Annotated in this window: 24 protein-coding genes; 6 read left to right on the forward strand and 18 right to left on the reverse strand. The window is 64.0% G+C overall.

Annotated features, from left to right (window positions below; translation table 11 throughout):
- The first annotated feature begins 2 nt into the window (after nucleotides 1-2).
- Entirely contained in the window at nucleotides 3-986 is a 984-nt protein-coding gene (locus FJ418_RS14540; RefSeq protein ID WP_181166941.1) for a formyltransferase family protein, read from the forward strand.
- Nucleotides 987-1,117: 131 nt separating this feature from the next.
- Here FJ418_RS14540 and FJ418_RS14545 read toward each other — a convergent pair whose 3' ends face one another.
- From FJ418_RS14545 to FJ418_RS31925, 5 genes are all read right to left on the reverse strand, one after another.
- Entirely contained in the window at nucleotides 1,118-2,098 is a 981-nt protein-coding gene (locus FJ418_RS14545) for a serine kinase (RefSeq protein WP_140866536.1), read from the reverse strand.
- A complete protein-coding gene (locus FJ418_RS14550) occupies nucleotides 2,095-2,526 on the reverse strand; it encodes a lasso peptide biosynthesis B2 protein (protein ID WP_140866539.1) in 432 nt (143 codons plus the stop codon). Before FJ418_RS14550 ends, FJ418_RS14545 begins: the two co-directional genes overlap by 4 nt.
- Nucleotides 2,526-2,813 (reverse strand): PqqD family protein, encoded by a 288-nt coding sequence (locus FJ418_RS14555; RefSeq protein WP_140644822.1) that lies wholly within the window; start codon nucleotides 2,811-2,813, stop codon nucleotides 2,526-2,528. Before FJ418_RS14555 ends, FJ418_RS14550 begins: the two co-directional genes overlap by 1 nt.
- A gap of 392 nt (nucleotides 2,814-3,205) precedes the next feature.
- Nucleotides 3,206-3,397: a DUF2259 domain-containing protein gene (locus FJ418_RS14560; protein WP_140866542.1), complete on the reverse strand. Its 192-nt coding sequence runs from the start codon at nucleotides 3,395-3,397 to the stop codon at nucleotides 3,206-3,208.
- Nucleotides 3,394-3,537 (reverse strand): hypothetical protein, encoded by a 144-nt coding sequence (locus FJ418_RS31925; protein ID WP_181166942.1) that lies wholly within the window; start codon nucleotides 3,535-3,537, stop codon nucleotides 3,394-3,396. The genes FJ418_RS14560 and FJ418_RS31925 overlap by 4 nt, the downstream gene beginning before the upstream one ends.
- A gap of 150 nt (nucleotides 3,538-3,687) precedes the next feature.
- Here FJ418_RS31925 and FJ418_RS14565 point away from each other — a divergent pair, with 150 nt between their 5' ends.
- The 3 genes from FJ418_RS14565 to FJ418_RS14575 all read left to right on the forward strand — a co-directional run bounded on the left by FJ418_RS14565 (nucleotide 3,688) and on the right by FJ418_RS14575 (nucleotide 7,661).
- Nucleotides 3,688-5,595 (forward strand): propionyl-CoA synthetase, encoded by a 1,908-nt coding sequence (locus FJ418_RS14565; RefSeq protein ID WP_140866545.1) that lies wholly within the window; start codon nucleotides 3,688-3,690, stop codon nucleotides 5,593-5,595.
- Nucleotides 5,596-5,717: 122 nt separating this feature from the next.
- Nucleotides 5,718-6,797, forward strand: coding sequence for an acyltransferase (locus FJ418_RS14570; protein WP_140866548.1), 1,080 nt, complete (start codon nucleotides 5,718-5,720; stop codon nucleotides 6,795-6,797).
- Nucleotides 6,798-6,947: 150 nt separating this feature from the next.
- Nucleotides 6,948-7,661 carry a metallophosphoesterase gene (locus FJ418_RS14575; RefSeq protein WP_246683046.1) on the forward strand — a complete coding sequence of 238 codons (714 nt, stop codon included), beginning with the start codon at nucleotides 6,948-6,950 and terminating at the stop codon, nucleotides 7,659-7,661.
- Nucleotides 7,662-7,671: 10 nt separating this feature from the next.
- Here the strand turns inward: FJ418_RS14575 and FJ418_RS14580 are convergent, their stop codons facing one another.
- The 6 genes from FJ418_RS14580 to FJ418_RS14605 form a co-directional block, all read right to left on the reverse strand.
- Nucleotides 7,672-10,053, reverse strand: coding sequence for a polysaccharide biosynthesis tyrosine autokinase (locus FJ418_RS14580; RefSeq protein ID WP_140866554.1), 2,382 nt, complete (start codon nucleotides 10,051-10,053; stop codon nucleotides 7,672-7,674).
- Nucleotides 10,054-10,220: 167 nt separating this feature from the next.
- Complete coding sequence (gene galU, locus FJ418_RS14585) at nucleotides 10,221-11,117, reverse strand: UTP--glucose-1-phosphate uridylyltransferase GalU (RefSeq protein ID WP_140650430.1); 897 nt, start codon at nucleotides 11,115-11,117, stop codon at nucleotides 10,221-10,223.
- A gap of 28 nt (nucleotides 11,118-11,145) precedes the next feature.
- Nucleotides 11,146-12,132, reverse strand: coding sequence for a glycosyltransferase family 2 protein (locus tag FJ418_RS14590; protein ID WP_140866557.1), 987 nt, complete (start codon nucleotides 12,130-12,132; stop codon nucleotides 11,146-11,148).
- Entirely contained in the window at nucleotides 12,122-13,060 is a 939-nt protein-coding gene (locus tag FJ418_RS14595) for a glycosyltransferase (protein ID WP_140866560.1), read from the reverse strand. Before FJ418_RS14595 ends, FJ418_RS14590 begins: the two co-directional genes overlap by 11 nt.
- Complete coding sequence (locus FJ418_RS14600) at nucleotides 13,060-14,049, reverse strand: glycosyltransferase family 2 protein (protein WP_140866966.1); 990 nt, start codon at nucleotides 14,047-14,049, stop codon at nucleotides 13,060-13,062. The genes FJ418_RS14595 and FJ418_RS14600 overlap by 1 nt, the downstream gene beginning before the upstream one ends.
- A gap of 23 nt (nucleotides 14,050-14,072) precedes the next feature.
- Nucleotides 14,073-15,245: a glycosyltransferase gene (locus FJ418_RS14605; protein WP_140866562.1), complete on the reverse strand. Its 1,173-nt coding sequence runs from the start codon at nucleotides 15,243-15,245 to the stop codon at nucleotides 14,073-14,075.
- Between the two features lie 195 nt (nucleotides 15,246-15,440).
- Here FJ418_RS14605 and FJ418_RS14610 point away from each other — a divergent pair, with 195 nt between their 5' ends.
- Both FJ418_RS14610 and FJ418_RS14615 read left to right on the forward strand, forming a co-directional pair.
- Nucleotides 15,441-16,937 carry a lipopolysaccharide biosynthesis protein gene (locus FJ418_RS14610; protein ID WP_140866564.1) on the forward strand — a complete coding sequence of 499 codons (1,497 nt, stop codon included), beginning with the start codon at nucleotides 15,441-15,443 and terminating at the stop codon, nucleotides 16,935-16,937.
- Nucleotides 16,938-16,983: 46 nt separating this feature from the next.
- On the forward strand, nucleotides 16,984-18,006 hold the full coding sequence (locus FJ418_RS14615; RefSeq protein ID WP_140866567.1) for a phosphoribosyltransferase: 1,023 nt from the start codon (nucleotides 16,984-16,986) through the stop codon (nucleotides 18,004-18,006).
- Between the two features lie 4 nt (nucleotides 18,007-18,010).
- On the opposite strand, the gene FJ418_RS14620 is transcribed toward FJ418_RS14615, so the two are convergent.
- From FJ418_RS14620 to FJ418_RS14650, 7 genes are all read right to left on the reverse strand, one after another.
- Nucleotides 18,011-19,090, reverse strand: a complete 1,080-nt coding sequence (locus tag FJ418_RS14620; RefSeq protein ID WP_140866569.1) for a glycosyltransferase — start codon at nucleotides 19,088-19,090, stop codon at nucleotides 18,011-18,013.
- 43 nt (nucleotides 19,091-19,133) lie between these two features.
- Complete coding sequence (locus FJ418_RS14625; RefSeq protein ID WP_181166943.1) at nucleotides 19,134-20,354, reverse strand: glycosyltransferase family A protein; 1,221 nt, start codon at nucleotides 20,352-20,354, stop codon at nucleotides 19,134-19,136.
- A 34-nt stretch (nucleotides 20,355-20,388) separates the two neighbouring features.
- Nucleotides 20,389-20,832, reverse strand: a complete 444-nt coding sequence (locus FJ418_RS14630; protein WP_140866574.1) for a hypothetical protein — start codon at nucleotides 20,830-20,832, stop codon at nucleotides 20,389-20,391.
- Nucleotides 20,833-20,843: 11 nt separating this feature from the next.
- The gene (locus FJ418_RS14635) at nucleotides 20,844-22,292 is read right to left on the reverse strand and encodes a GMC family oxidoreductase (protein ID WP_140866578.1); all 1,449 of its coding nucleotides are present in this window, start codon (nucleotides 22,290-22,292) and stop codon (nucleotides 20,844-20,846) included.
- A gap of 90 nt (nucleotides 22,293-22,382) precedes the next feature.
- On the reverse strand, nucleotides 22,383-23,714 hold the full coding sequence (locus FJ418_RS14640; protein WP_140644808.1) for a UDP-glucose/GDP-mannose dehydrogenase family protein: 1,332 nt from the start codon (nucleotides 23,712-23,714) through the stop codon (nucleotides 22,383-22,385).
- Nucleotides 23,715-23,847: 133 nt separating this feature from the next.
- Entirely contained in the window at nucleotides 23,848-24,732 is an 885-nt protein-coding gene (locus tag FJ418_RS14645) for a family 16 glycosylhydrolase (RefSeq protein WP_140866581.1), read from the reverse strand.
- 130 nt (nucleotides 24,733-24,862) lie between these two features.
- A complete protein-coding gene (locus FJ418_RS14650) occupies nucleotides 24,863-25,240 on the reverse strand; it encodes a hypothetical protein (RefSeq protein WP_140866584.1) in 378 nt (125 codons plus the stop codon).
- Nucleotides 25,241-25,364: the final 124 nt, after the last annotated feature.

Below are 25,364 nucleotides of genomic sequence, written 5' to 3' on the forward strand. Positions count from 1 at the left end.
GGATGGAGAAACCGCTCTCGGCCGTGTTCGTCACCGAGGTTTCTCCCGTCACCGCGCCCATGCTTGCGCGCTGGACAAATGGCGGCCACGGCATCGCCGCCGTGGTCGTGCCGGGTCCACGTGCCGGCAAACGCTTCAGCTTCAGTGTCCTGCGTCGTCGCCTGCGGCGACGGTTTGCGTTGATATTTCATCCCAGACACGCCATGCCCCGGCTGATCGAATTCAGCCCGCCCTACGACTGGGATACGCTCGGGCGGGAGCTCGACGTGCTCGGCGCCGATCTTCTGATCTGTTTCGGATATGGCAAGCTGATCCCGCGAACCGTGCTGGAGCTGTTTCCAAACGGCGGCCTCAACCTGCATCCCGCGCTTCTGCCGCACTATCGCGGCCCGCATCCGATTCACCGGCTGGTTATCGACCAGATGCATGAAGCCCATGGCGGCGTGACCTTGCACAAGATGACGTCCGGCTTCGACGAGGGCGACATCCTCGCGCATGTTGGCTTTGTAGCAGAGGACTGGCATTCGGCCGCAACGGTGAACCGGGCCCTGGCCGACGCGATGGCTGCGCTCGCGGCGGATATTGCGCCCGAGTTTTGCCGTGGCGGGCTTGCCGGATTGCCCCAGCCGGATGGGGCATATGTCTGGGCGCAGATCGAACAGGGCCCGTTGATCGTCGGCACGCAGTCGTCAAGCGACCATGTCGCCCGGCTGTGCCGGATCGTCGGATCGAGTGTTCCGGTCAGTGTGCTGATCAATGGAAGACCGGTCCGGTTGGCTCAGCCGGTCCGCCGCCTGGGGCCACCCAGCGGCGAAGCGGCGAAATGCCGATGGGGGCTGGTGGAGTTCGACTGCGCCGACGCCCGCGTCGTCCATCTGGGCTACAACAAGCTGTCCAGGCTGTTGTTGCGATGGCAGTCGAAACCCCGCCAGGCACGGCGGGAACAGCGATCCTTCCACATCCGGCGTTTCGGCGCGAAGGGCTAACTCTTTGTTGGAGCATGATCTTCTCCGAGAACCGGTTCCCACTTTTCGGGATCATGCTCTAGGCTTTTGTTTTGTCGCAATTCCCGGACGGAAAACCGCTCACACTTTTCCTGGAATTGCTCTAACACGCCTCAATCAGGCAGCGCTGCCTGGATCAACGAGGCCGCATCGGCGGGACTTGCCCCGACTTCGAGCGTGAAGGTCGGCACCGCCTTCACCAAGGCGGCGATCATCGCCATGCGCCTTTTCTGCAGCGACAGCAGGCCGGTCATGCCGGTCCGCACATTGTCCGTGGCCAAAGCCACCATGGCGTCGGTCCTGGCCATCGGCAGCAGCCGGGTCTCGGTGCCTGCCGGACGCGCAAGATGCAGGAGCGCGGCGACGGGTCTGGCGCGCACATCCTCGACGCGGATGATTTCGCCGAGGCGGTCCAGCGAAACGGACTGCTCGCCCTCGGTGTCCCATTTTTCGCCCAGGCAAGGCGCCACGAAGGGCAGCATCGCCGCCGTGTTGCGGTGGACCTTCACCCTGCGCGGCATGCCCCAGGCCGTGATGCCCTGCCCGCTTGCGTTGAGGATCATCACGTCGTCCGAGCAGAGGCCGAAGCCCCGCGACGCAAGCGCGAGCGATGTGGTCGACTTGCCTGTACCGCTTGGCGCATGAATGAGAACCAGGCCGTCCTTTCCAGGCAAGGTGAGGCCCGCGGTGTGCAGCATATGCTGGCCGTCCGCGTCGAGCGCCGCGTCCAGCACCATCATCAGCAGGGTCCACTTGATCTTGCTGTCCGGATGAAGACGGATTTCGGCCTGGCCCCCGCCGTCGTGGATCGACACGGTCTGCTGGCCCGGGAAGACGAGATGGAAGACGCTTCCGGCGTCGATCATGCGGCAATGGCCGTCCACCGGCACTTCGCCGTCGAAAGCCAGCTTTCCTTCGGGGTTCTCGTGCAACTCAAGCGTTTCGACGATGTCGACGCGAAAGCCGGGCTGGACAGGCTCGTCCACACGCAGGGCGCCGAGCATCAGGTCGAAGCTCGGCCACAGATCGGCACGCGCGGCGGTGATGCCCAGGACCTGACCGTTGAGGTCGTAGCGGAAAGTCTGGTCGCTCAAGCGGCTGGCGCCTTCATCCTGGCCGGGTGGCGGTAGATCTCCACCATGCCGGGCTGGCTGTCGCTGACCACCGGCTTGCCGTCGAGGCAGACCCAGCAATGCGCCGACAGGCGAGGCTCGTTCATCGACTGGGCATCGACGCCGAAACGCAGCTCCGGATCAAGGCCGGCCATGCGCAGAAAGCGAAAACCGAGCAGGCCTTCCCGAAGGCACCTGCGGTCGCGCATCAGCCAGGGACGCCGCACCGTTCGCTTGACGCGGTGGACGATGTAGGTCCAGGGCAAGTCGCGATAGGGCGCCGGCGACTGCAGCGGCGCCAGTTTCAACACACCTTCGAAATCGCGCCGCCCGACCAGCACCGGCATCAGCCGGGCGCTGAGCCACAAATGGACGCGGAACAGGACGCGCAGGGCAGGGCCGTCGGCCATCACGCGCCCGGGTCGGCGAGGATGCCTTCGGCCACCAGTTCGGCGGCCAATTCGGCCATATCCTGGTCGAGCGTTGCCTTGTCGACCTCGAACTCGTCCGACAGCAGGTCGACGATCTGGTCGAGGTTGCGCGCACCGTTCACCTTGTCGAGGAAAGCCTCGGTCGTGTCGTTGCAGGTGTAAAGCTGGCCGCTGCGCGCCAGAAGCACGACGGCGCCATCGCCGACATGCTGCACGGACGCATCGTCCGCCATGCGCAGCACCGTTTCAGAGCCGATTTCCGCCATCCGCCCGCTCCCTTCGCTGAAGAGCAATTAGCGCGGCACAGCAAGGCTGTCCATCGCTGTGGGGTGGCGAAGGGGACGATAGCTCGGCAGGCCTTGCCCGTCGCGGGGCGAATATTAGCGAGGTCTTGCCTTCATGCCCTTGGGTAAGCTATGAGTCCGCCGGGCTTTGGGGAGTGATGTGCATGCGTTACAATTGGGAACGTGCTCCGACGGCGTTCGAGCGCCATCGGAAGGCGCTTGCGGCGGCCATCCTGATCGCCGGCGGCGTCGGGCTGATGCTGGCGGCGCTACCGCTCTAAGCCGGCTGATATCGCAGACCAGGCATAAACGGCGCTCTCGCGAGAGGGCGGAAGAATCGTTTGGCTCTTGTCTGAGCGACCAGGACCAAGCGATCAGGGCAGTTGGCCCGTCACCGCCATGAAGCGGCGGTCGCGGCCTTCGAAGCCCTGGCTGAAGCGCTGGACCAGCGCGGCAATCGCCACCGGCTTGCCCTTGGGCGCGAACTCATAGATCTCCGACAGGCTGCAGGATGTCGGACAGGTGCGCGAACCAGGCCCGGCCTTGTCCTCGTGCAGCACCTTCATCGGCCTGCCGTCCTGACCCCTGCAGCATCCAGCGAGAAGCCGATGATGCGCCGCGCGGCCGCATCATCGCCCGGGTGTGCCGCCGCGCCGGCAAACACGACGCACAGGCCGAGCGCCGCCACGGCAGGCAAATCTCTCATCTCCCCCTCGTTCGGCCGAAACCCGATGCTGCCGTATATTGGCCGGCAAGGCGAGAGCGGAGTGGACCAAAATGCAGGAAGACATGGCCGGCGGAACCGGCTTAGGCTATTTGCCGGTTGATGAAAGCTATTCCTGGGGAGGAAGACCACATGGCCTCACGCTACCGCGAAGTCTATGAGGGCTGGAAAAGCGACCCCATAGGGTTCTGGGCCGAGGCGGCGAAGGCGATCGACTGGTATATGCCAGCCGAAAAGGTCTTCGATCCGGCGGAAGGCGTCTATGGCCGCTGGTTCATCGGCGCCACCTGCAACACCTGCTACAACGCAATCGACCGCCATGTCGCCGGCGGACGCGCCGACCAGCTGGCGCTGATCCATGACAGCGCCATCACCGGCACGATCCGGAAATTCACCTATGCCGAATTGAAGCGCGAGGTCGTCGCGCTTGCCTCGGTGCTGAGGCATCGCGGCATCGGCAAGGGCGACCGCGTCATCATCTACATGCCGATGGTGGCGGAAGCTGCGATCGCCATGCTCGCGTGCGCGAGGCTGGGCGCCGTGCATTCGGTGGTGTTCGGCGGCTTCGCCTCGCATGAGCTCGCCACCCGTATCGACGACGCCAAGCCGAAGCTGATCATCACCGCGTCCTGCGGGCTGGAGCCGGGACGCGTGGTCGCCTACAAGCCGCTGCTCGACAAGGCGATCGAGATGTCGAAGCACAAGCCCGACGCCTGCCTGATCCTGCAGCGCGAGCAGTTGCGCTGCGAGATGAAGGACAATTACGACTTCGACTATGCGGACGCGGTGGCGCGTGAACGTGCGGCCGGCGCCAATGTCGACTGCGTGCCGGTGCTGGCTACCGACCCGCTTTACATCATCTACACCTCCGGCACGACAGGCCAGCCGAAAGGCATTGTGCGCGACAATGGCGGTCACATGGTCGCGCTGAAATGGACCATGGACAACGAGTTCGGCGTGAAGCCCGGCGAAGTGTTCTGGGCTGCCTCCGACGTCGGCTGGGTGGTCGGTCATTCCTATATCGTCTACGGGCCGCTTCTGCATGGCTGCGCCAGCGTGCTGTTCGAGGGCAAGCCGATCGGCACGCCGGATGCCGGCACCTACTGGCGGGTGATCGCTGAGCATGGCGTGGTGGCGCTGTTCACCGCGCCGACCGCCTTCCGCGCCATCAAAGGGCAGGATCCCAAGGGCGAGTTCGTGCCGAAATACGATCTGTCGAAATTCCGCACCCTGTTCCTGGCCGGCGAGCGCGCCGACCCCGAAACCATCAAATGGGCCGAGCAGAAGCTCGACCGTCCGGTGATCGACCATTGGTGGCAGACCGAGACCGGCTCGCCGATGACGATCAACCCGGCGGGGCTCGGGCTGTTGCCGGTGAAATACGGCTCGCCCGGCGTGCCGATGCCGGGCTACGACATCCGTATCCTCGACGATGCCGGCCACGAGGTGGCGCGCGGCACGCTCGGCAATGTCGTGGTCAAGCTGCCATTGCCCGCCGGCTGCCTGCCGACGCTGTGGAAAGCCGACGCCCGCTTCCGCCAGGCCTATCTCGAGGAGTTCCCCGGCTACTACAAGACCGCCGACGCCGGCATGATGGACGGGGACGGCTATCTCTATGTGATGGCCCGCACCGACGACATCATCAACGTCGCCGGCCACCGGCTCTCGACGGGCGCCATGGAAGAGGTGCTGGCGGCCCATCCCGATGTCGCCGAATGCGCGGTCATCGGCATTGCCGATGCCATGAAGGGCCAGGTGCCGCTCGGCTTCGTCGTGCTCAATGCCGGCGTGTCGCGCGATAGCGGCGCGATCGAAAGCGAGGTGGTAGGGCTGGTGCGCGAGCGGATCGGCCCGGTTGCCGCCTTCAAGACGGTGGTGACGATCAAGCGGCTGCCCAAGACCCGCTCCGGCAAGATCCTGCGCGGCACGATGCAGAAGATCGCCGACAAGGAGGAATGGACAATGCCGGCGACCATCGACGATCCCGCCATTCTCGACGAGATCACGGTGGCGCTGAAGGGCCGCGGCATCGGGGTGTAGTCGCCAAGCAGACTGCCGCGTTAAGGAAGAATTCACGAACTTGTCCCGCACTGCAATCGCTTGTTGTGCAGCGCAGCAATAGACTTTAAAGTTTGCGTGGGGGGCCATACCGAAGGCACGGCATGGCTCAGCACAAGACGACATTCGGCGGTGTCGACATCCTGCGTTTCCTGGCTGCCGTCATGGTGATGTTCTATCATTATGGCTTCTGGGTCTGGGCCTTCCCCGACGGCGTTTCGGCGCGCGCCACCGGCGGCATCCCGCCGCATCCCGAAATGGCCTTCGCCGGTTCCGGCTGGGTCGGCGTGCAGGTGTTCTTCGTCATCAGCGGTTTCGTCATCGCCTTCAGCGCCGAGAATTCCACGCCGCTGAAATTCTTCGAGGCGCGCTTCCGGCGGCTGCTGCCGGCGGTCTGGATCTGCGCGCCGATCTCCGCCATCGTCCTGCTCGCTGTCGGCCTCTCCTGGCCGACGGACGCCGTGATCCGCCTCGTCCGCACCGGGCTGTTCGTGCCCTTCGAACCCTGGGTGGACAGCGTCTACTGGACGCTCGGTATCGAGATTGCGTTCTATGCCATCGTCTGGGTCCTGCTGCGGTTCGGCCGATTCGACCTGATGGAGATAGTGGCCATCGTCATCGGCCTCGCCAGCACATTGTTCTGGTGCGCCTATTTCGCCTTCGGCTGGACCGATCTCGCCGAGACGCGCTGGCTGCAGCTGGCCTTGGTGCATCACGGCGCGTTCTTCGCCGTCGGCGTGCTTCTGTGGCTGATGCGCTTCAAGGCGGTAACCCTGCCGCGGCTTGCCTTCGCGGCCCTGTTCCTGTTCGGGGGCGCATTGCAGATCGCGAGCTCGGTCGATGTGCACAGCGTCAAGGTGGAAGCCGCGATGCCTTACACGGCGCCGATCGTCGTCTTCCTCGCAGCGGTGGCGCTGATGGCGTGGTCGCTGCGCCTCGACCTGTCCTGGCGCGGCTGGCGGCGGATCGGACTGATGACCTATCCGCTCTATCTCATCCACGATGTCGTCGGTGCGGCGATGCTCGGCGCCCTGATGCGCGCCGGCGTGCCCTATCTGGCCGCTATTCCCGTTGTCGCCGCTGCCATGATCGTGGTGAGCTGGCTGATCGCGGCCGAGGCCGAGCCGCGGATCCGGCTGCTCTTGGACTACACGCTGTTCCGCTATCGGTTGAAGGCCGCCTGACGACGCGACTGCCGATCGCGCGCCGGTGTGGAATTGTTTGCATTCGGCATGATATCGAGGCGCAGATCAGTGCAAATAGCCGAGCCTCAATCCGTGAATCTTTTCCAACGATCGAGACGCCCTCGACCCGCGCCACGCGAGCGCCTCGTCATGGACATGCGCGACACGGTCATCTACGCGATCGGCGACGTGCATGGCTGCCACGACGAACTGCGCGCGCTGGAGCAAAAGATCCAGATCGATGCGCAGCGCTTCCGCGGCCGCAAGATCATCATCATGCTGGGCGACTATATCGACCGCGGGCCGCACTCGCGGCGCGTGGTCGACCATCTGATGGCGCCGCCGCCGAGAGGGTTCCTGCGCGTCTGCCTGGTGGGAAACCACGAGGTCGCGCTGCTCCTCTATCTGGATGGCTATCTCTCGCGTGAGACCTGGCTCGGCTATGGCGGGCGCGAGACGTTGTTCTCCTACGGCATCGATCCGGACCGCCTGGCAAGCCTCTACGGTTCCAGCGAACGGACGGACGCGCATATACGCGAGGCCTTTCCCGCCGGCCATGTCGACTTCCTGCGCACGTTGCCCATAATGGTCTGCTCCGAGCATTTCGTCTTCGTCCATGCCGGTATCCGGCCCGGTATCGCGCTCGAGGCGCAGGACGAGGGCGACCTCCTCAACATCCGCGAGGAGTTCTTCGAGGCGGCGCACCGTCTCGACCGCTGGGTGGTGCACGGACACACGGTCGTGGAGGTTCCGACGCTCGACGGGCGCCGGCTCGACATCGACACCGGTGCCTTCCAAACCGGGCGGCTGACCGCGCTCAGGATCGTCGGCAAATACGGCCGGCTGCTGTCTTCAAGAGATTGAAGACGGCGCGTCAAGCAGCCTGTTTGGCGCGCGATTCCGACTTGTCCAGATAATAGGTCGAATAGCGGTCGAAGAACCTTTCCGAGCCACCGAGCGAGCCGTATTTGGCCAGCTTCTTCAAATCGACCTTGTTGAGCACCGCGCCGATCACCTTGTTGGCGATATAGGGCTCGGATTCCAGCATCGAGCGCACCATGTTGCGCGGCGTGCGGCCCCATTCGGTGACCAGCACGAAACCGTCGACCAGCGGCGCGAAAGCCTTGGCGTCGACGACGGGGCCGAGCGGCGGCAGGTCGACGATGATGTACTCGAACGTCTCCTTGGCGTTGTCGATGAAGCGCCGCATGCCGGCCGAGCCCAGAAGCTCGCTGGTGTGCGAGAACTGGCCGCGCAGCACGGCGGGAATGATCGCGAGCTTGGTCTGGCGGTCGACCTTGCCGACCGACTGCCAGGTCTGGCCGTTGACCACCGCTTCCATCAGGCCCTGCTCGGCCTCCATGCCGAGGCTGCGGCTCAAGCCAGGATTGCGCAAGTCGCCGTCGATGAGCAGGGTCTTGGCGCCGTTGGCGGCGAGCAGGCCGGCAAGGTTTGCGGCGACCGTCGACTTGCCTTCGCCGGGCAGCACCGAAATGACGCCGATCACCCGGCTGCCGCGGTCTTCCATCACCACGTCGAAGGCGATCTTGGCGTTGCGCAGCGTCTCGGCGAACATCGAGGCCGGGGCGTCGATGCTGACGCGCATGCGCGCCCGTCTCTCAGCCGCGGAGAGACTGGCCACCTTGCTGTCGGCCGGCAGGTCGTCGGCTTTGCTATCCTTGGCCTTGCCGCCGCCGATCGTCGGCAGATAACCGAGGAATTTCAGGCCGACGCGGTCGCGAATGTCCTCGCCCGTCCTGAAGAAACGCTCGTTGAACTCGTTGAGGCCGCCAAAGCCGGCGCCAAGCATCAGGCCGAGCACCAGCGAGAGCGCCAGCACGCGCAAGGTGCGCGGGCTGGAAGCCGCGAGCGGCATCGTCGCGTCGGAAATGATGCGGACCTTGCCGACCGGGAAGGACTGCTGCTGCGAAGCTTCCTCATAGCGGCTGAGGAAGGTCTGATAGAGCGTGGTCAGCGCCTGGGCCTGCTGGTCGAGCTCCTTCAGCTTCACCTGCGACTGGTTGTCGATCGAGCTCTTGCCGGCGGCGGTGGAAATCTTGTCGCGCAAAGCCGTCTCGCGCGCCTGCGCCACCTCGAAATCGTTGCGGTAGCTTTCGGTGAGCTGCTTCAGCTGGCCGAAGATCTGCGCCGAGACATCGGCCTTTTCCTTGGCCAGCGCGATCGCCTGCGGGTGATCCTTGCCGAAATTCGTCTCGACGTCCTGCAGGCGCTTGGCGACGGCCAGATAGCGGGTCTTGAGCGCGATGATGACCGAGCTGCTCGGCTGGTCGGCGCCGATGGCCGAATCGTTGAAGGCGCTTTCGGAGCCGCTGTCGACGATCGCCTTGTATTGCTGGTAGCGGGCGCTGGCTCTGGCGGTATCGGCCTGGGCGACGATGAGCTGTGCGTTGAGATCGGCGAGCTGCTTGTCGCTCAAGAGCTGGCCGTCGCTGTTGGCGGACAATCCATGTTCGGCCCTGAACTTCTCGACGGCCATCGCTGCCTGCTGAGAGCTTTCGCGCAACTCCGTGAGCCGGCCCTGCAGCCACAAGGCCGCGCGCTCGGTGGCGTCGAAGCTGGCATTGAGCTGGTCAGCCAGATAGGCGTCGGCATAGGCCTTGGTGATGGCCGTGGCCAAGGCAGGATCGGGCGCCTGGTAGCCGATGGAAATGACGTAGCTGCGGCCGTTGCGCTGCGCCAGCACCTCGCTCTGCAGCTTCAGCACGGCATAATCGTGGCGTGCCGTCTTGATCATGGCCTGGCGCGTCGCTTCGTCGACATTCTGCATGCCGGGGATGTCATCGGCCGAACTGCCGCGGAAATAGCCGACCGCGCCGCGCAAGAAACCGATGCCCTTGGCCAGAGCCGATTGCGGCGGGTTCATGAACGCTTCGTTCTGGTCGAGCTTCAGCTTGTCGACCACCACCGATGCAAGGCGCGCGGACGTCAGGATCTCGATCTGGCTGAGCAGCGAAGCGTCGGTCTGCATGGTTTGCGACGCCGCCGAGATATCGTCGACGACCTTGTTCAGGCCCTCGTCGATCAGGACGCTCGCCACCGACATATATTGCTTGGGTGTGGTCTGCAGATAGATCACGCCCAGGAACAGGCCGATGATGGCGCAGACCGCCACCACCTTGACCTGTCGGGCGGCCATGCCAAGCAGACGCTCGATGTCGATGAAGTCTTCACCCTTTTCCGGATCGGTGCTGGGCAACGGCATCCTCTTGTCGAGAGGGAAGTTGGCATAGTTCATCTTCGGTCCAATTCCAGGTTGCAGGCGCTATCGGCCTTGGTAGATCGGCGTCGTGACCAGAAAAGACCGCGCAACGTCGTTGCCAGGATGCGCCGGGCCGGAAGGCCCTGGCGCTTGAGTGGCTGTCGCGCCATCGCGGGTTCGTATATGCACCCGAAAGATGGGCATTATGCGGCTACTTCCCGGCGCTCATGCGACCGGACGAATTGCTGCAACATCTCGAGGACAGGCCCCTTCATGTCGTCGCGCGCCAGGGCGAAGGCGATGGTGGCCTCGATGAAGCCCTCCTTGGAGCCGCAATCGAACATGCGGCCATCGAAAGGCCGCGCGTAGAAAGGCTGGCTTTGGGCCAGCCGCACCATGGCGTCGGTGAGCTGGATCTCGTTGCCGGCGCCGCGCTGCTGGTTGCCGAGCAGCGCAAATATCTCCGGCTGCAGAACGTAGCGACCATTGATGTAGAAATTCGACGGCGCATTGGCCGGCGCGGGTTTTTCGACCATCGCCGTCACTTCGAAGCCGGATGCCACGTCGGCGCCGCGGCCGACAATGCCGTATTTTCCGGTTTCGGAGGGATCGCAGCGCTCGACGGCGATCACATTGCCGCCGGTCCGCTGATAAAGATCGACCGTCTCGGCAAGGCAACCGCGCGCACCAAAGGACACCATGTCGGGGAGCAGCAGCGCGAAGGGCTCATTGCCGATCACGTCGCGCGCGCACCAGACGGCGTGGCCGAGACCTTGCGGCGACTGCTGGCGGATGAAGGAGGTGGCGCCGGCCTCCGGCAACAGGCTTTCCAGCGATTGCAACTGCGCCTTTTTGCCGGTCTGCTCCAGCGTGCCGATCAGTTCAGGATGCAGGTCGAAATAGTCCTCGATGACCGCCTTGTTACGACCGGTGACGAAGACGATGTGCTCGATGCCGGCCTCGAACGCCTCGTCGACGGCATATTGCACGACAGGCTTGTCGACGACGGGCAGCATCTCCTTCGGCATCGACTTGGTCGCCGGCAGGAACCGCGTTCCGAGCCCCGCCACCGGGATGACTGCCTTCCTGACTTTCTGCATCTGCTCTTCCTTCTGAGAGAAAAGATTTCTACCTATCGCCGGCTATCAAATCGCCCGCATGCTTCATCTCCCCACCCCCACGGCGAACTTGCGCCGCAACCCTTCTGAGCCGGACCGCGATCGGCATCGACATATGCCCGATCGCGGCCGGATCCCTGAGCGCCGCGCCGATCGCCTTGAGCGGGGCGCGCGCCTTGATATGCTGAACCAGGGACAGGAACGACGCCGCCTTGCGCAGGCTGCGGCCACGCCTGGCGAAGGCCGCCTTTGCGCTGCTGTCCATGGGATATGCCGCCGCGAAGGCGGCGTCGGCGCGCGTCATCGCCTCGACGTGATGCAATTCGAGCATGCGCGAGATCGAGCCGGAGCGGATGTGGTAGACATAGCCGACTGTCGGCTCAACCACGCAGCGGCCGCCGCTGGCCAGCGCGCTCGCCAGGAGGATGTAGTCCTCGCCGATGCGCAGCTTCTCGTCGTAGCGCAGCCTGTTGTCGTCGAGGAAGCGGCGCTGGAAAATCGGCTTCAGATAGCCGAGATTGAAACGCGATTCGAAGACCAGATTGCCGGCGATGTAGTCGGCCAGCGAGATTTCGCGCAGGCCTTCGAGATAGCCGGCCGGGAACATGATGTCGTCGGGCGTGCCGTCCTCGCGCACGACCTGCACATTGTCGACCGCAATTTGCGCACCCGCCGCTTCGGCGCGCGAGATCATCGTGGCCACGCGGTCGGGAAGGACCGCGTCATCGGAATCGAGCACTGCCACCCAGCGGCCGCGCGCCAGGTCGAGGCCGGCATTGCGGGCGCCGCCAGGACCACGATTGGCGGGCAGCGCCACCACCTTGACGATATCTTGCGGATAAGCGCGCGCCACATCCAGCGTGCCGTCGCGCGACTGGTCGTCGACGACAATGACCTCTACGGTCACGCCAAGTTGCGCGATCGCGCCGGCGATGGCGCGGTCGAGAGTGGCCTCCGCGTTATAGGCGGCGATCACGAAACTGACGTCAGGCTGCACGCTTGTTTCCTTGTTCTGGCGAAGTGAGGCCGTACTGGCGGATTTCGCGGACGCCGACCAAACCGCTGATGACGCCAACGTGCATAATGCCGCGCAGCACGCTGCGGTTCCGTCGAACCGGGCTGATCGCGGTCAAAATGGCCATGCCGAAGCAATAGACGGCCTTGGCCGCAGCCAGCCCGACCTGGCCGCCGCGGCGCACGCCGCCGGCGCCGCGACCGATCAGGTGGCCATGCGTCTGGCCGAAGCGGAAGCGGCGGCGGCGCAGCCAGTCGAACGCGGCCCTGGCGCGCGGCACGACTTCGTCGACGAAAGCCTCGGGTGCAAAGGCGATGCGGCCGCCGGCCTTGACCATGGCATCGAAGAACTCGGTATCCTCGCCGCCGGTCTGGCCGCGCGCCAGGCTGAAGCGCCGGCCGCGCAGGCTCGCATCGGTCATTTTGAGCAGAACGTTGCAGGTGTAGCCGGTGCGGATCTCGCCCCGCACCCAAACCGGGAAGGTGGAATGGAAGTCGCCCTTCTGCATCCAGTCCGGCGCGTCCTGGCGATAATGCGCCCGCACCGGTCCGAGCACCGCCGTGGCGCCCGTGGCGTCGGCCGCCGCCATCAATTCGACCAGCCAGCCGGGAGACGCCGTCTCGTCGTCGTCGATAAAAGCGGCGAAATCCGAAACGCAGGCGTCGAGGCAGGCGTTGCGGGCGATCGAGATGTTGCGCGCCGGCGCGTGGCGATAACGGATCGGCAGCTTCAGCTCTTCGGCCAAAGCCTTCACCAGTTTCTGCGCGCTGGGCTCGTCGTCATTGTCGGCAATAACGACGCCGATCACCGCGCCCTCGGGCTTCTCCAGCGCGGCCACAGAGCGCACCGTGTCGGCCAGCTCCGGCCGGCGAAAGGTGCAGATGCAGATGTCGATCGAGCGGCTGGCCATCACGCCACCTTGCGCTGGGAGCGCGACGCCAGAAGCTGCTGCCAGAAGCCGACGGACCAGCCGAAATGCATGACCATCGCCGAGACCCCGGCCAGCGCGATGCTAGCGTTGCGCTGGCGTAGCGCCGTCACCAGCCCGTAACCGAGGCACACGGCCATCCACAAAAGGAAAGGCACCGCCGCGGTCCAGTGGACGAAGGAAAACAGGGCGAGCAGCACCACGGGCGCCACCAGCAGCGGGATCATCTGACGAACCTTCGGCACCATGCGATGCTTCAGGACGTTCCTGGCGCGGCCGCGGCCATAGCCGAGATACTGGAAATAGAGGCTCTTCAGCGTCGAGCGCGGATAGTAGACCATCTGCGTCCTGCCGCTCATCCAGATGCGGTAGCCGGCCTGGCGCAGGCGGTAGTCGAGCTCGGCGTCCTCGTTGTGGCTGAAGCTCTCGTCGTAGCCGCCGACATGCCTGAAAGCGGCGATGCGCATCAGCGCGTGATGGCCGTGGTCGACCCATTCGCCCTCGGACACGTGCCGGTGCTTCGAGCCACCGGTGCCGAGCTTGGAATTCTGCGCAGCAGCGACCGCCTTCTGCACGGCGCCGGTACCGGCGGTCAGCATCGAAACGACGACCGAATCGGCGCCGGTGGCAAGGGCTTCCTCGACCAGCCGCTCGCAGTAATCGTCCGGATAGCCGCCATGCGCGTCGATGCGGATGAGGTAGTCGGCGTCTTCACCAAGGGTCGCCACCGCGAGATTGATGGCGGCGCTCTGGAGACGCTTCGGATTGGCGAGCAGGACGACCCGGGCATCCTTCGCCACGATCTTTTCGACGATGGCTTGCGTGCCGTCGGTGCTGCCGCCGTCGGCGACGACGATGCGGCCGCCGAGCCGCGCCGCGGCGGGCCTCAACTGGTCGAGCAGGCCGCCGATATGGGCTGCCTCGTTGAGGCATGGAATGACGATCAGGATCGATGTGGTGGCCTGCGTCATCGGCTCTTGTGAATCCCCCGCCATCACGCCGCCTCCGTCGTCGCAAAATTTGAAGGCATTGCGGCAAGGCCGCGCAGCTTGTCGACGAAGGCCGCGCAATCGCTGCGGTCGTAGCTCCAGGTTCTGGGGTTGCGCGCCAACACGCGCGACTTCAGGCCGCGATATCGATCCTGATCCATCCGGCTCAGCATCGCCTCGATGCCTTCGGGCGTCGCTTCGGGCAGGAGCACGCCGATGTCCTGCCGTTTCAGGAACCTGCCGGTTTCGGTGTCCGCCATCGAGATCGGCACGGCGCCGAAGCGGCAGCCCTCATAGAGGCGGTTGGGAAGCAGCCATTCGGAATTCTGGCCGGCTTCGAAGAAATCGATCGCCCAGGAGAAATGCACCTGCCCATAGATTGTCGCCATGTCCTCCGGATTGCGGTAAGGCCCCTCGAACGAAAGCCAGGGCTCTGCCTCGACGAAACCGTGAAAATCCCGGAATTCGGACAGCGCCGGGCGGCCTCTCAGCACGACCTCGAAACGGCCCGCCTGGCGGCGGGTGAAATCGGCCAGCAGCTCCAGCGAGCGGCGACAGCGCAGCGCGCCGAACCAGCCGATGCGCCAAGGCGGCGTCGCCGGGCTGTCGTCCTCGAAAGAATGCGCCGCGACAACGGATGCCGCCTCGAAATATTTGTTCTCGATCAGCTCGACAGGCGCGCCGATCTGCCCGAACGGCTCGAAATAATTGGCGATGAAGGCCGGCGAGCTCGTCACCAGAAGCTTCACGTCGCGGGCGAGATGACGTTCGGCGCCACGCAGCGTTCTGCCGACGAAATCGTCGCGCAGCACAAGACGGTGGATATCGAGGCATTCATAGACGATCGGCACGCTCGCTCCGAGCGCGCCATTGGCGCGGCGGGCCAGCGCCAGCATTTCGAGGTTGCGCGCGATGATGAGATCGGGCCTGGACACGGCGCCCAGTTTCGCGCCGATCGACACGGCTGCCTTGGCGACCGCGGCGATGCGCTGCGCGAATCGACCGTCGCGCGTCGCGCCAAGGTCGACAGGCTCGACACCCTCGATTTCGGCGACCGGACCGGTGGTGCGGCGGAAGCCCGCCAAGGTGACCCTGGCGCCGCCTGCCTTGAGCATCTGAACCCTCCGGCGCACCGCCGGGTCGGATACGTCATGCACAAGGTACAAGACATGCAGCATGTAACTCGACCGCTGTTGGCCCACCCATCGGGGATGCTAGTACAGCTTTTGCTGCATCGCAACAATTTTGGTGCGGCGTAGCAAGCGCCCGCAGATTTTTTGTTGCACTGCAAAAACATCTTGCGGTAGCTTATGCATGGCGGCGGGCGCCGGTCGCGACGATGTCGGACCGATGCAAGATCAGGGATCCTGAATTTGGAAACCAGTGCATTCGATCCGCCTGAGGGCTCTCTGCGCAAATCGGTCGGACGCGGCGCGGTCGTCACCGCGATCGCGCAAGGCGTGCGGGTGGCGACGCAGATCATTTCCGTCATCGTGCTGTCGCGCTTGTTGTCGCCGCAGGATTTCGGCGTCGTGGCGATGTGCGCGCCGGTGCTTGCCTTCATCGCGCTGTTCCAGGATTTCGGCCTGACCCAGGCGACGATCCAGAAGAGCGGTATCCGTCACGATGAGGTCAACTACCTGTTCTGGATCAACGTGGCGGTGAGCGTGCTGCTGGCCTGCGTGCTTGCGGCCTCGGCGCCGCTGGTCGCCGCCTTCTATGGCGAGCCGCGCGTGACAGGCCTCGTTGCCGCCTTCGGCCTGCAGATCATAGCCTATGGCCTGGGAGCCCAGCATGTGGCGCTGTTGACGCGCCGCATGGAGTTCACGCGGCTGGCCATCATCGACATCGCCAGCGCCATCGTCGGTGTCGTCGTCTCGATCGCCTGGACCTTCATCGATCGCTCCTATTGGGCGCTGTTCGCCGGCACGCTGGCGAGCGCGGTGCTGCCGACCTTGTGCTACTGGTATTTTTCGCGCTGGCGTCCCGGCCTGCCGCGCAAGGTCGAAGGCATCGGCGCGCTGATCAATTTCGGCGCCGGCATCACCGGCTTCAACTTCGCCAATTTCTTCGCCCGCAACCTCGACAATGTGCTGATCGGCAAATACTGGGGCGAGGCACAGCTCGGCCTTTACGACCGCGCCTACAAGCTCTTGCTCTTCCCGCTCAGCCAGATCACCAACCCGCTGTCGAAGGTGATGGTGCCGGCATTGTCGCGATTGAAGGACGAGCCGGACCGCTACCGCAGCGCCTATCTGCGCGTCATGCCGCTTATCCTTCTGGTCGCGCTTCCGGGTGTCGCCTTCGCCACCGCCATGTCGGACACGCTCATTCCCTTCGTGCTCGGCGAGCAGTGGCGGGGGAGCGCGCCGATCTTCCTGGCGCTGGGCTTTGCCGGATTGCTGCAGCCGCTCAACAACCCCGCGGGATGGCTGTTCGTAAGCCAGGGCCGCTCGGGTGACTTCATGCGCTGGGGCATCGTCACCGCCGTGACCTCGGTGCTGGCTTTCGCCATCGGCCTGCCCTACGGGGCGCTGGGCGTCGCGGTCGCCTACGCAATCAGCGAATATATGCGCACGCCCTTCCTGTGGCTCTATGTCGGCAGGCACGGACCGCTGAAGGCCAGCCATGTGCTTCACGCGGCATTGCCTTTCGTGCTTGGCGCGCATCTGGCGTTCGGCCTGGTCTGGCTCGCCAAACCCATGCTGCAGGCGCCGCCCGTCGTTGCGCTGGCCGCCGGCGCGGCGCTCTCCTATCTCGCCACCATTGTGGTCGCACTTGCCTTCAGCGCCGGCCGCGAAGCACTTCGCGAGGCCTTGCGGCTGATCCCGGCACGAGGGGTCCTCGCAGCCCCGAGCGGGGCCAAATGAGCCCGGCCTGCTCGCGAAATGCTGATTTCAGGACAGGGATAACCGCATGAACTACCGATCGATTTCAGACATGAACGACGCGATCGTGCGCAACCTGCACCGGCTGCCGCGCGACATCGACCTGGTTGTCGGCGTGCCGAGGAGCGGCATCCTCGCCGGCACCATGGTCAGCCTGATCGCGAACATCCCAATGACCGATCTCGACAGTTTCCTGGCCGGCAGGATCTATACGTCCGGGATCACGAAACGCTGGGCGGGCCTCGACCGGCAGGCTTCCGAGATGCGCAAGATCCTGGTGATCGACGACAGCATCATCGGCGGCACCGCCATGCGCGATGCGCGCGAAAAGGTCGCGGCCAGCGGCATCGAGGGCGATTTCATCTTCGCCGCCGTGTTCGGCCTGTCGCTGCAGCACGAGGAAACCGACATGGTCTTCGAGGCCGTGCCGCATCCCAGGATGTTCCAGTGGAATTTCATGCACCATGTCTTCCTCGAGCAATGTTGCGTCGACATCGACGGCGTGCTTTGCCTCGATCCGACCGAGGACGAAAACGACGACGGCCCGGCCTACGAGAAGTTCCTGGCCGAGGCGCGGCCGCTGCTCGGGCCGACCCGCAAGATCGGCTGGCTGGTGACGAGCCGGCTGGAAAAATACCGCAAGCTGACCGAGGCATGGCTCGCCAGCCGCGACATCAAATACGATCATCTCATCATGCTCGATCTGCCGAACAAGGCCGAGCGGCAGCGGCTCGGCACGCATGGCAGCTTCAAGGCCGAGTTCTACCGCAAGTCGGACGCCATCCTGTTCATCGAGAGCGAGCACGAGCAGGCGCAGAGGATCGCGAAGCTCTCCGGCAAGCCGGTGCTGTGCGTCGAAACCAACATGGTGAGCCTGCCGGATCCGATGTCGCTGCCGGCGCTGCAGCAGGCGGCGCGCAACCTGCCGGCGCGGCTGAGACAAATCAATTCACTCGACGGGCGAAAGCAGGCCGTCAAGGCGACGGCGCGCGCGCTGCTCGGCGAGCGCGGCTACCAGGCGCTGAAGAACCGGGTGAAGCGCCCGGCATAAGAAATTAGGCGGCGCGGCGGACGCCCTGCCGGGCCGCCCTTTCGAGAAGATCGAGAAACACAACCAATTGCCGCGCGGGGTCGAGCTCCGGGCGTTTGGAGAAGGCGATAGCCGCGGCCGAAAGCCGTTCGTATTCCGGGCGGTCGTTCCACAGGCGCCGGACCGCCGTGGCCCAGTCAGCGACCGGAGCATCGTAGTCGAGCAACACGCCGCCGGGCCCGATGGCTTCGGGCAGGCCGCCACGCTTCGATCCGACGACCGGGATGCCGCTGCAATGCGCCTCGGATGCGACGCGGCCCCAGGCTTCCTCCCATTTGCTCGGGGCAAGCAGGATCCTGGTGCGGCCATAAACCGTCTTCATGTCGTTGGTGCGGTTTTCGAGCTTGATGTTCGAAAACGGCGCGATGGTCTTCTCGACGCGGGCGCGGTGGTCGTCGTCCAGCTTCCAGCTTTCCACGAACAGGAAGGGAATCTCCGGACGGGCGGCCGCAATCTTGACCGCCAGATCGAAACCCTTTTCCTCATAGGGATTGATCATGGTGACGAATTCGCCGGTCGTGTGCGTGCAATAGAGCGCGTCGTTGATGGTCGGCGGAAGAACGATGGACTCGATGCCGAATTTTTCCTTGTAGGTGCGCGCCGTGAATTCCGAATTTGCGATGTATATAGCCGAACCGAGTTCGCGCGGATCGCCGGCGAGTTCGTGAAACTCGACATTGTGGAGATAGATGACCAGCGGCACTCCCTCCGCCAGAAGCGCCTTTCCGAGCAGGACCGACTTGTGGCACTGCACGACGGCGACATCGGGTCTGGTTTTCCCGACGGCGAAGCCGGCCGCCTCCCAGGGGTACCAGGCGCGCATCACCGGATAGCCGGGGAAATTGTCGACAACCGCGGGCTGCCGCAACAGCTTCATCTTGGCGCGCGCCTTGAGGCCGAACATGCCGTCGCCGAACAGCGAGGCGAGGACCGAGGCCTGGTGGCCGTGCTCGATCAGTTGTTCGACCAGATGGTGGGTGTTGGATTGCACGCCGCCGGTGAACTCGGGAATGTATCCGTTGCCGCTCGCAAAAAGCACTTTCATCATTCGACTCCTATCCGGCCCGGCGGATGAGCATGCGCGCTTATCAGCCTGCGCCGCGCGCCAATGGAAGCTTCGAAGTCATTGCCTGACACAGGCGGCTGACCGAGGCGGAAAGCGACAGCGTCGAGTACTCCCGCAACAACTTCGATGCCGGGATCACCTTTCCCGCCTTCAAGTCCTGCGCCAGGTAGTGAGGAAACGAATGCATGTATTCCCTGACGATGTCGGCCTTCAGCGCTCCCGACTTCCATGCCTTCACCGCCGAGACGAATTCGTCGGCGGGGGCGGATGCCAGGCCCGTATCGTAGGCTTCGAATGTACGCCGCACGATGGCGCGTTCCTTGTCGCTGAGCGAGGTCTTTCCGGCTCGTTCGGCAAGCAGGGCGTAGCGGCGGATGTCTTCGGCCGCGTGGTGCCATAGACCCTTCCTGGCCATGATGCTCGAACGCTGCAGCAATGCCTGCATCTCGAGATCGGCCGTCTTCGGCAAGGCCTGCTCCGAGCGGTCGAGATACTCATGCAGATCGACCGACTTGTAGACTTCTTCCATGATGACCCGGTCGTACGAGCCCCAGGCCTTGATCCGGTCGGTATAGGAAATCACCACCTTGGTGCTGCCGCGGACCATGTCGTGCTGGCGCTGGAAGAACATGAGGCCGTCGACCCTGACGCCCTTGAACCGGCGCGCAAGCCTCAGCATCATCTCGTAGTCCTGCGACCGGACAAGGGTTTCATTGAAGCCTCCAACCTCGTCGTAGCATTTGCGGCGCACCAGCAGACCCGGCTGGTGGACGTGGCAATATTCGAGGTGGGACGGAAAGAAATTGTCCTGGCTGACGTGGCCGAACGCGACGATCTCGTAATTCTGCTCTTGGATCTGAGCCGACTGCTGGAAACGCGCATATTCACCGAAAGCGAAATCGGCGGCCGGCTCCCCCTCAAAGGCGGCGAGAAACCGCTCGAGCGCCGTCTCGTGCGCGACGTCGTCGTCGTCGAATATCCAGACGAAATCTCCCGTGCAGTGCTTCAGGGCGAAATTCAGCGCCGTCGATTTGCCGCCATTCTCCTTGCGGTAATATTCCACCGGCGCGGGGAAAGAGGCCGCCACCGCGCTGGTGTTATCCGTCGAGCCGTCGTCCACGATCAGGATCTGATCCGGCGCCACGGTCTGCCGCAGCAGGCTGGCGATGGATTCGGGCAGGAACTTTTCCCGGTTGAAGGTAGGAACGATGACGGTGACCGTCGGTTTCCGCGGTGCAGCCATTGGTGACCTCATACTGTCTTCTGTTCCGCCTGTCTTACGCATTCTGCAGATCGAGTTTGGCGAAGGGATTGGTGCATGGATGCCAGCCGGTGAAGCGGATCGGATCGTCGGGCGAGCTGCGCCAGGCATAATCGGTCAGCATGTGGAACTCGGCGATGACCCAGCGGTCGAAATGGCGGAGGTCGCGCCGCTTGTCCTGAGGCAACAGCTCGCGCGCCTTGCCGAGCTTCACCGTTTCCGCCAGCGTCACCACATCGGCCACCTTGGCACTCGGGAATATCCAGGGGTTGCGGTTCTGGAATTCGAGCACGAATTGCTGCAGGTGCTCGATGCGCATGTTGAGCGGCCCGAAATATTTTTCGAGCGTGACGCGAACCAGATCCTCGTCCGATAAGGACGAGATGGCAGCGGCCGCGATGCCGGTGGAGGCAATGCCGCCGGCGACGATGGCCAGTGCGGTGCGGCGCGTGATCTTCATCGACCCCTCCCTCATGCCGCCAGCTTACCCGCCGCCCGCAAGGACAGGGCAGCCGCGGTCAGGCTTGGATTGGCGCAGGAACAGCTCGGATAGGTGCTGGTGCCGACGACCACGAGGTTCCTGAGCTGGTGATGGATCATGTCGCGGTCGACCACGGAATCGACCGGGCCCGTGCCCATGCGCAACGTGCCCTGCACATGCGATTCGGTCGGCCTTATGCCGCGATCGAAAATCTGTTCGACCGGCAGCGGCTTGAGCAGTTCCGGCAACCTTTCCAGCGCTTTCGCCATGCCCTTGGTGGCGTAGTCCGACGCGCCCCTGAAGGTCACGAAGGCGTTCTGGTCCTTGTCGAGCACGACGCGGTTTTCCGGATCGAGCAGGTTCTCGGTGACGATGACCAGCGGCAGCACCTGCCGCAGCCTTCCCTTCTCGGCGCGCATGCCGTGCTGCCAGCGGTTCTCGAAATAGACGAGCGCCGCCGCATGCTCGGCCCGGTGCGGCCCGTCATAGAGGCCGAAATTGAGGCCGGTGGTGATGGTCGAGCCGTCGAAATTGTCGACGCCGCCGAGATAGGCTTCGTAATTCCAGCCATAGGATTCGTGCAAGCCCAAGCCGACGAACTCGCCGCCAAGTCCGGAGCGCAGCATGATCGCGGGGCTCTGTATGGCATTGGCGCCGAGGATGAAGAGATCGCCGCCGACCGAATATTCCTTGCCCTTGTGGACGAAGGTGACGGAGCGGACCGCACCGCCGGCATGATCGAACCGGCGCACCTCGGCGCCGAGACAGACCGAGACGTCCGGATGCTGGAACACATGCATCAGTCCGTTGTTGACGGTGAACTTGGCGTCCGCCGGACACAGCCAGCATCTGAGATTGGCGCAGCATGAGGCGCGTTGCGAGGTCGCCACGCGCGCCCGGGCGGTCGGCATGACGAAATGCTGATCCGGCTGCGCCGCCTTCATCATGCGGTCGGGTGTCGACATGCGATGCGGCGGCTGCGGAAACGACCGCGAGCGCGGCAGCATCCGCGCCATGTCGGGATCGCCGGAGATCGACATGACCTCCTCGGCATCGCCATAGAACGGTTCGAGGTCGTCATAGCTGATCGGCCAGTCATTGCCGACGCCGTAAGTGCTCTTCAGCTTGAAGTCGTTGGGATGGAAACGCGGCGTCTGCGCGAACCAGCAATTGGTGCCGCCCCCAAGACCGATCGTGTAGTTCCACGGCTTGTCGGGATTGTCAGTATCGTAGGTGGTTTCATCGTCTATGTCGGTGTTGGCGTTCTGGCTGAGCTGCCACTCATGCGTGTTGTGGCGGCCCCATTCCAGCACCAGGACGCGGGCTTTGCGCCGCTTCAGGAATTCGTGCAGGAAGAAGGACGACCCGAAGCCGGATCCGATGACGACGAGATCGAAATGCTCGCTGGCGATTTGTTCGGGCCGAACGTCGAGCACCATCAGATCGAACCCTCCTGCTCTACGCGCATGGTCATTGTCGGCGCCGTTGTCGTCCGCGGCGGCGATCGTCCTCGAGGCAAGCGGCCATCGTCATGCCGCCATCCTGCCGATCGAGAAATATTCGATGCCGTAGCGCGCGATCACCTTGGGATCGTAGAGGTTGCGGCCGTCGAAGATGACCGGCGTCGTCAGCGCATCCTTGAGCGCGTCGAAGGACGGCGCGCGGAAGCTCTTCCATTCGGTGCAGATCAACAGCGCGTCGGCGCCGCGCAGCGCCGCCTCCTTGGTGCCGCACAACAGCAGGTCGTCGCGCAGGCCGTAGATCGCCTGGCATTCCTGCATCGCCTCGGGATCGTAGGCCTGGACCTTGGCGCCGGCCGCCCACAGCGCTTCCATCAGCGTGCGCGACGGCGCCTCGCGCATGTCGTCCGTGTTGGGCTTGAAGGCCAGCCCCCAGACGGCGAATGTCTTGCCCCTGAGCGCGCCCTTGAAATAGTGGTTGACCTTGTCGAACAGGACCGACTTTTGCGCATTGTTGCGCTCCTCGACGGCGCGCAGCAGCTTGGCGTCGAACTTGACGCCCTCGGCGGTCTTGATAAGCGCGCGCACGTCCTTCGGGAAGCAGGAGCCGCCATAGCCGAGGCCGGGATAGATGAAGTGGTAGCCGATGCGCGGATCCGAGCCGATGCCCTTGCGCACCTCCTCGATGTCGGCGCCCAGCTGCTCGGCGAGATTGGCCATCTCGTTCATGAAGCTGATCTTGGTCGCCAGCATGCAGTTGGCGGCGTATTTGGTGAATTCGGCGCTGCGCACGTCCATCACGATCATCTTCTCGTGGTTGCGGTTGAAGGGCGCGTAGAGCTCGCGCATCACCATCTCGGTGTCCTCGCTGGAGGTGCCGACGATGATGCGGTCCGGCTTCATGCAGTCGGCGACCGCCGAGCCCTCCTTGAGGAATTCGGGGTTCGAGGCGACATCGAAGCCGAGATCCTCGCGACCGCGTTTCTTCAGCGTTTCGGCGATTCTGGCCTTCACCTTTTCGCAGGTGCCGACCGGCACGGTCGATTTGCCGACGACGATCTTGGCGCTGTCCATCTCACGGCCGATGGTTTCGGCGACGGCGAGCACATATTTCAGATCGGCCGAGCCATCCTCGCCCGGCGGCGTGCCGACCGCGATCATCTGGATCTGGCCATGCCTGACCGCTGCTGCCGCGTCCGTGGTGAAGCGGATGCGGCCGGCCGCGTGGTTTTCCTTGACGAGGGCCTCCAGGCCCGGTTCGAAAATCGGGATCAGGCCCTGGTTGAGCCGCTCCACCTTCTTCTCGTCGATGTCGACGCACACCACCTCGTGACCGACCTCGGCAAGCACAGCGGCCTGGACGAGACCGACATAGCCAATCCCAAACACCGTCAAATTCATTTGGTTCTATTCCTGTCAAAGGCCGGGCCACAAAAGGTGGTCCGGCCGGTTCAGATGTCCCTCAGGCCCAACGGCCTAGTTGGTTCGGCATGATCTTAATCCGAAAACCGGTTCCCACTTTTCGGGATCATGCCTAGTTGCTGTTACTTATGCTGCATGCCAGCGATTCCGGAAACTGGCATGGTTGGCCCAAAGCGGTGAAAGCGACGCGCTTGACCTCCAGGATCACCTTGCTGCCGGGATCGACGAAGGCGCCCATCCAGTTGGTCAGCTTGTCGCTGCCCCAGAGGCTGAAGAAGATTTTCTGCGAATGCGTCGGCAACTCGTCGGGATTGGTCACTTCATGGACAAGCTTGCCGTTGACATACCAGCGCAGCCGGTCCTTCTCCCAAACGAAGCCGTAGTCGTTGAAGCCCTTGTCGGCGCCGCCTTCGACGTCGACCAGCTTGCCGTTCTTCGGCTTGCCCTGGATGTAGCTGTTGACCTGCACCTTCGACGGATCCTTGGTGAGGACCTCGAAGTCGATCTCGTCCCAGGGCTGTTTGTCCTGCGGACCGATATAGGAGAAGAAGGCGGCGTTGAGGCCTGAGCCGGTGCCGGTCTTCATGCGCGCCTCGTAGACACCGTAGCCGTAGCGCTGCTTGGTCTGGATCTCGGCGCAGGCGAAATCGCGGTCCTTCAGCTTGCGCTTTTCGAAGCCCAGCGACAGCACGCCATCGGAAAGCCGCACGAGATCCTTCGACCAGGTGCAATTCTGATGGGCGCCATTGGTCCAGCCGTCCGAGACGAACCAGCGGGACCGGTCGAAATTCGAGAAATTATCGACGAAGGACGGCGCGCTTTGCAGCTCCTGTTGCGTCCCTTGCGCGTGCGCCGGATGCGGACTCGCCGCAAGGGTCGCTGCGATGGCGAACAAGGCGCCGACCACGCCGAGCCGCAGGCTGTTTAATCCATTCCCGGGCGTATGCGACTTGTCGCACACCGCCATGGTGGAGGTGTTGCTGGGATCTGCGTTCATAACAAACTCACCTTGTGTTGTCCGCCCAACCCAAAGTCTTCCTTGGCCCGCGCGAGCGAGCCGCTTCCGATCCTTCGCCCTCTTGAACTCCTCTAATGTCTCGTACCGATGACGACACCCGAAGGCGCCGTCAGCCTCTTGCTGCGGACTGCGGTGCAGACCGATCGGCACCATCCTCGACGATCGCGTCGAGCGAATGACGCAGTTCCTTCATCAGGCCTTTTTGGCGAACGAGCTCCGCAATGCGCCGCTCGCAGTTCAGGATCGAATTCGTCATCGCGCTGACATCCGAGCCCTTGCTGGTCGACGCCGAACCATTCTCCATCGCCTCGACCAGAAAGGCCGCGTTGGCGGCCGTCGACCTGTAGCGATTCTCCAGCCCGGTCTTCTCCGCCTCGATCTCGGCAGCGATCTGGTCGAACAGCTTCGCGAGCCGGTCGAAACGCTGGAGATCGGTCTGGCGGTCGCGAGCCGGATCCCGGGATCTGAAGCCAAAAATCGAAGCCATCCTGTCGGCCTTTCGAAATTGCTGCATTGCAGCATAGACTGCCACTACCGCGGCGACTAGGCAATATCATAGTTTTGCGAATGCGGATTTTTTGAGGGATGACGGCTTGCGGCGTGATGCGGGA

The organism is Mesorhizobium sp. B2-8-3 (assembly GCF_006440815.1).
In the GTDB taxonomy this organism is placed as follows: Bacteria; Pseudomonadota; Alphaproteobacteria; order Rhizobiales; family Rhizobiaceae; genus Mesorhizobium.

Bases quoted from the DNA above. Each gene is read 5' to 3' on its own strand.
- FJ418_RS14540 (WP_181166941.1), top strand. From the start codon at position 3: ATGGAGAAACCGCTCTCGGCCGTGTTCGTCACCGAGGTTTCTCCCGTC.
- FJ418_RS14550 (WP_140866539.1), bottom strand. From the start codon at position 2,526: ATGGCCGACGGCCCTGCCCTGCGCGTCCTGTTCCGCGTCCATTTGTGG.
- FJ418_RS14555 (WP_140644822.1), bottom strand. From the start codon at position 2,813: ATGGCGGAAATCGGCTCTGAAACGGTGCTGCGCATGGCGGACGATGCG.
- FJ418_RS14560 (WP_140866542.1), bottom strand. From the start codon at position 3,397: ATGAAGGTGCTGCACGAGGACAAGGCCGGGCCTGGTTCGCGCACCTGT.
- FJ418_RS31925 (WP_181166942.1), bottom strand. From the start codon at position 3,537: ATGAGAGATTTGCCTGCCGTGGCGGCGCTCGGCCTGTGCGTCGTGTTT.
- FJ418_RS14565 (WP_140866545.1), top strand. From the start codon at position 3,688: ATGGCCTCACGCTACCGCGAAGTCTATGAGGGCTGGAAAAGCGACCCC.
- FJ418_RS14570 (WP_140866548.1), top strand. From the start codon at position 5,718: ATGGCTCAGCACAAGACGACATTCGGCGGTGTCGACATCCTGCGTTTC.
- FJ418_RS14575 (WP_246683046.1), top strand. From the start codon at position 6,948: ATGGACATGCGCGACACGGTCATCTACGCGATCGGCGACGTGCATGGC.
- FJ418_RS14580 (WP_140866554.1), bottom strand. From the start codon at position 10,053: ATGAACTATGCCAACTTCCCTCTCGACAAGAGGATGCCGTTGCCCAGC.
- galU (WP_140650430.1), bottom strand. From the start codon at position 11,117: ATGCAGAAAGTCAGGAAGGCAGTCATCCCGGTGGCGGGGCTCGGAACG.
- FJ418_RS14595 (WP_140866560.1), bottom strand. From the start codon at position 13,060: ATGGCCAGCCGCTCGATCGACATCTGCATCTGCACCTTTCGCCGGCCG.
- FJ418_RS14600 (WP_140866966.1), bottom strand. From the start codon at position 14,049: ATGACGCAGGCCACCACATCGATCCTGATCGTCATTCCATGCCTCAAC.
- FJ418_RS14605 (WP_140866562.1), bottom strand. From the start codon at position 15,245: ATGCTGCATGTCTTGTACCTTGTGCATGACGTATCCGACCCGGCGGTG.
- FJ418_RS14615 (WP_140866567.1), top strand. From the start codon at position 16,984: ATGAACTACCGATCGATTTCAGACATGAACGACGCGATCGTGCGCAAC.
- FJ418_RS14620 (WP_140866569.1), bottom strand. From the start codon at position 19,090: ATGAAAGTGCTTTTTGCGAGCGGCAACGGATACATTCCCGAGTTCACC.
- FJ418_RS14625 (WP_181166943.1), bottom strand. From the start codon at position 20,354: ATGGCTGCACCGCGGAAACCGACGGTCACCGTCATCGTTCCTACCTTC.
- FJ418_RS14630 (WP_140866574.1), bottom strand. From the start codon at position 20,832: ATGAAGATCACGCGCCGCACCGCACTGGCCATCGTCGCCGGCGGCATT.
- FJ418_RS14635 (WP_140866578.1), bottom strand. From the start codon at position 22,292: ATGGTGCTCGACGTTCGGCCCGAACAAATCGCCAGCGAGCATTTCGAT.
- FJ418_RS14640 (WP_140644808.1), bottom strand. From the start codon at position 23,714: ATGAATTTGACGGTGTTTGGGATTGGCTATGTCGGTCTCGTCCAGGCC.
- FJ418_RS14645 (WP_140866581.1), bottom strand. From the start codon at position 24,732: ATGAACGCAGATCCCAGCAACACCTCCACCATGGCGGTGTGCGACAAG.
- FJ418_RS14650 (WP_140866584.1), bottom strand. From the start codon at position 25,240: ATGGCTTCGATTTTTGGCTTCAGATCCCGGGATCCGGCTCGCGACCGC.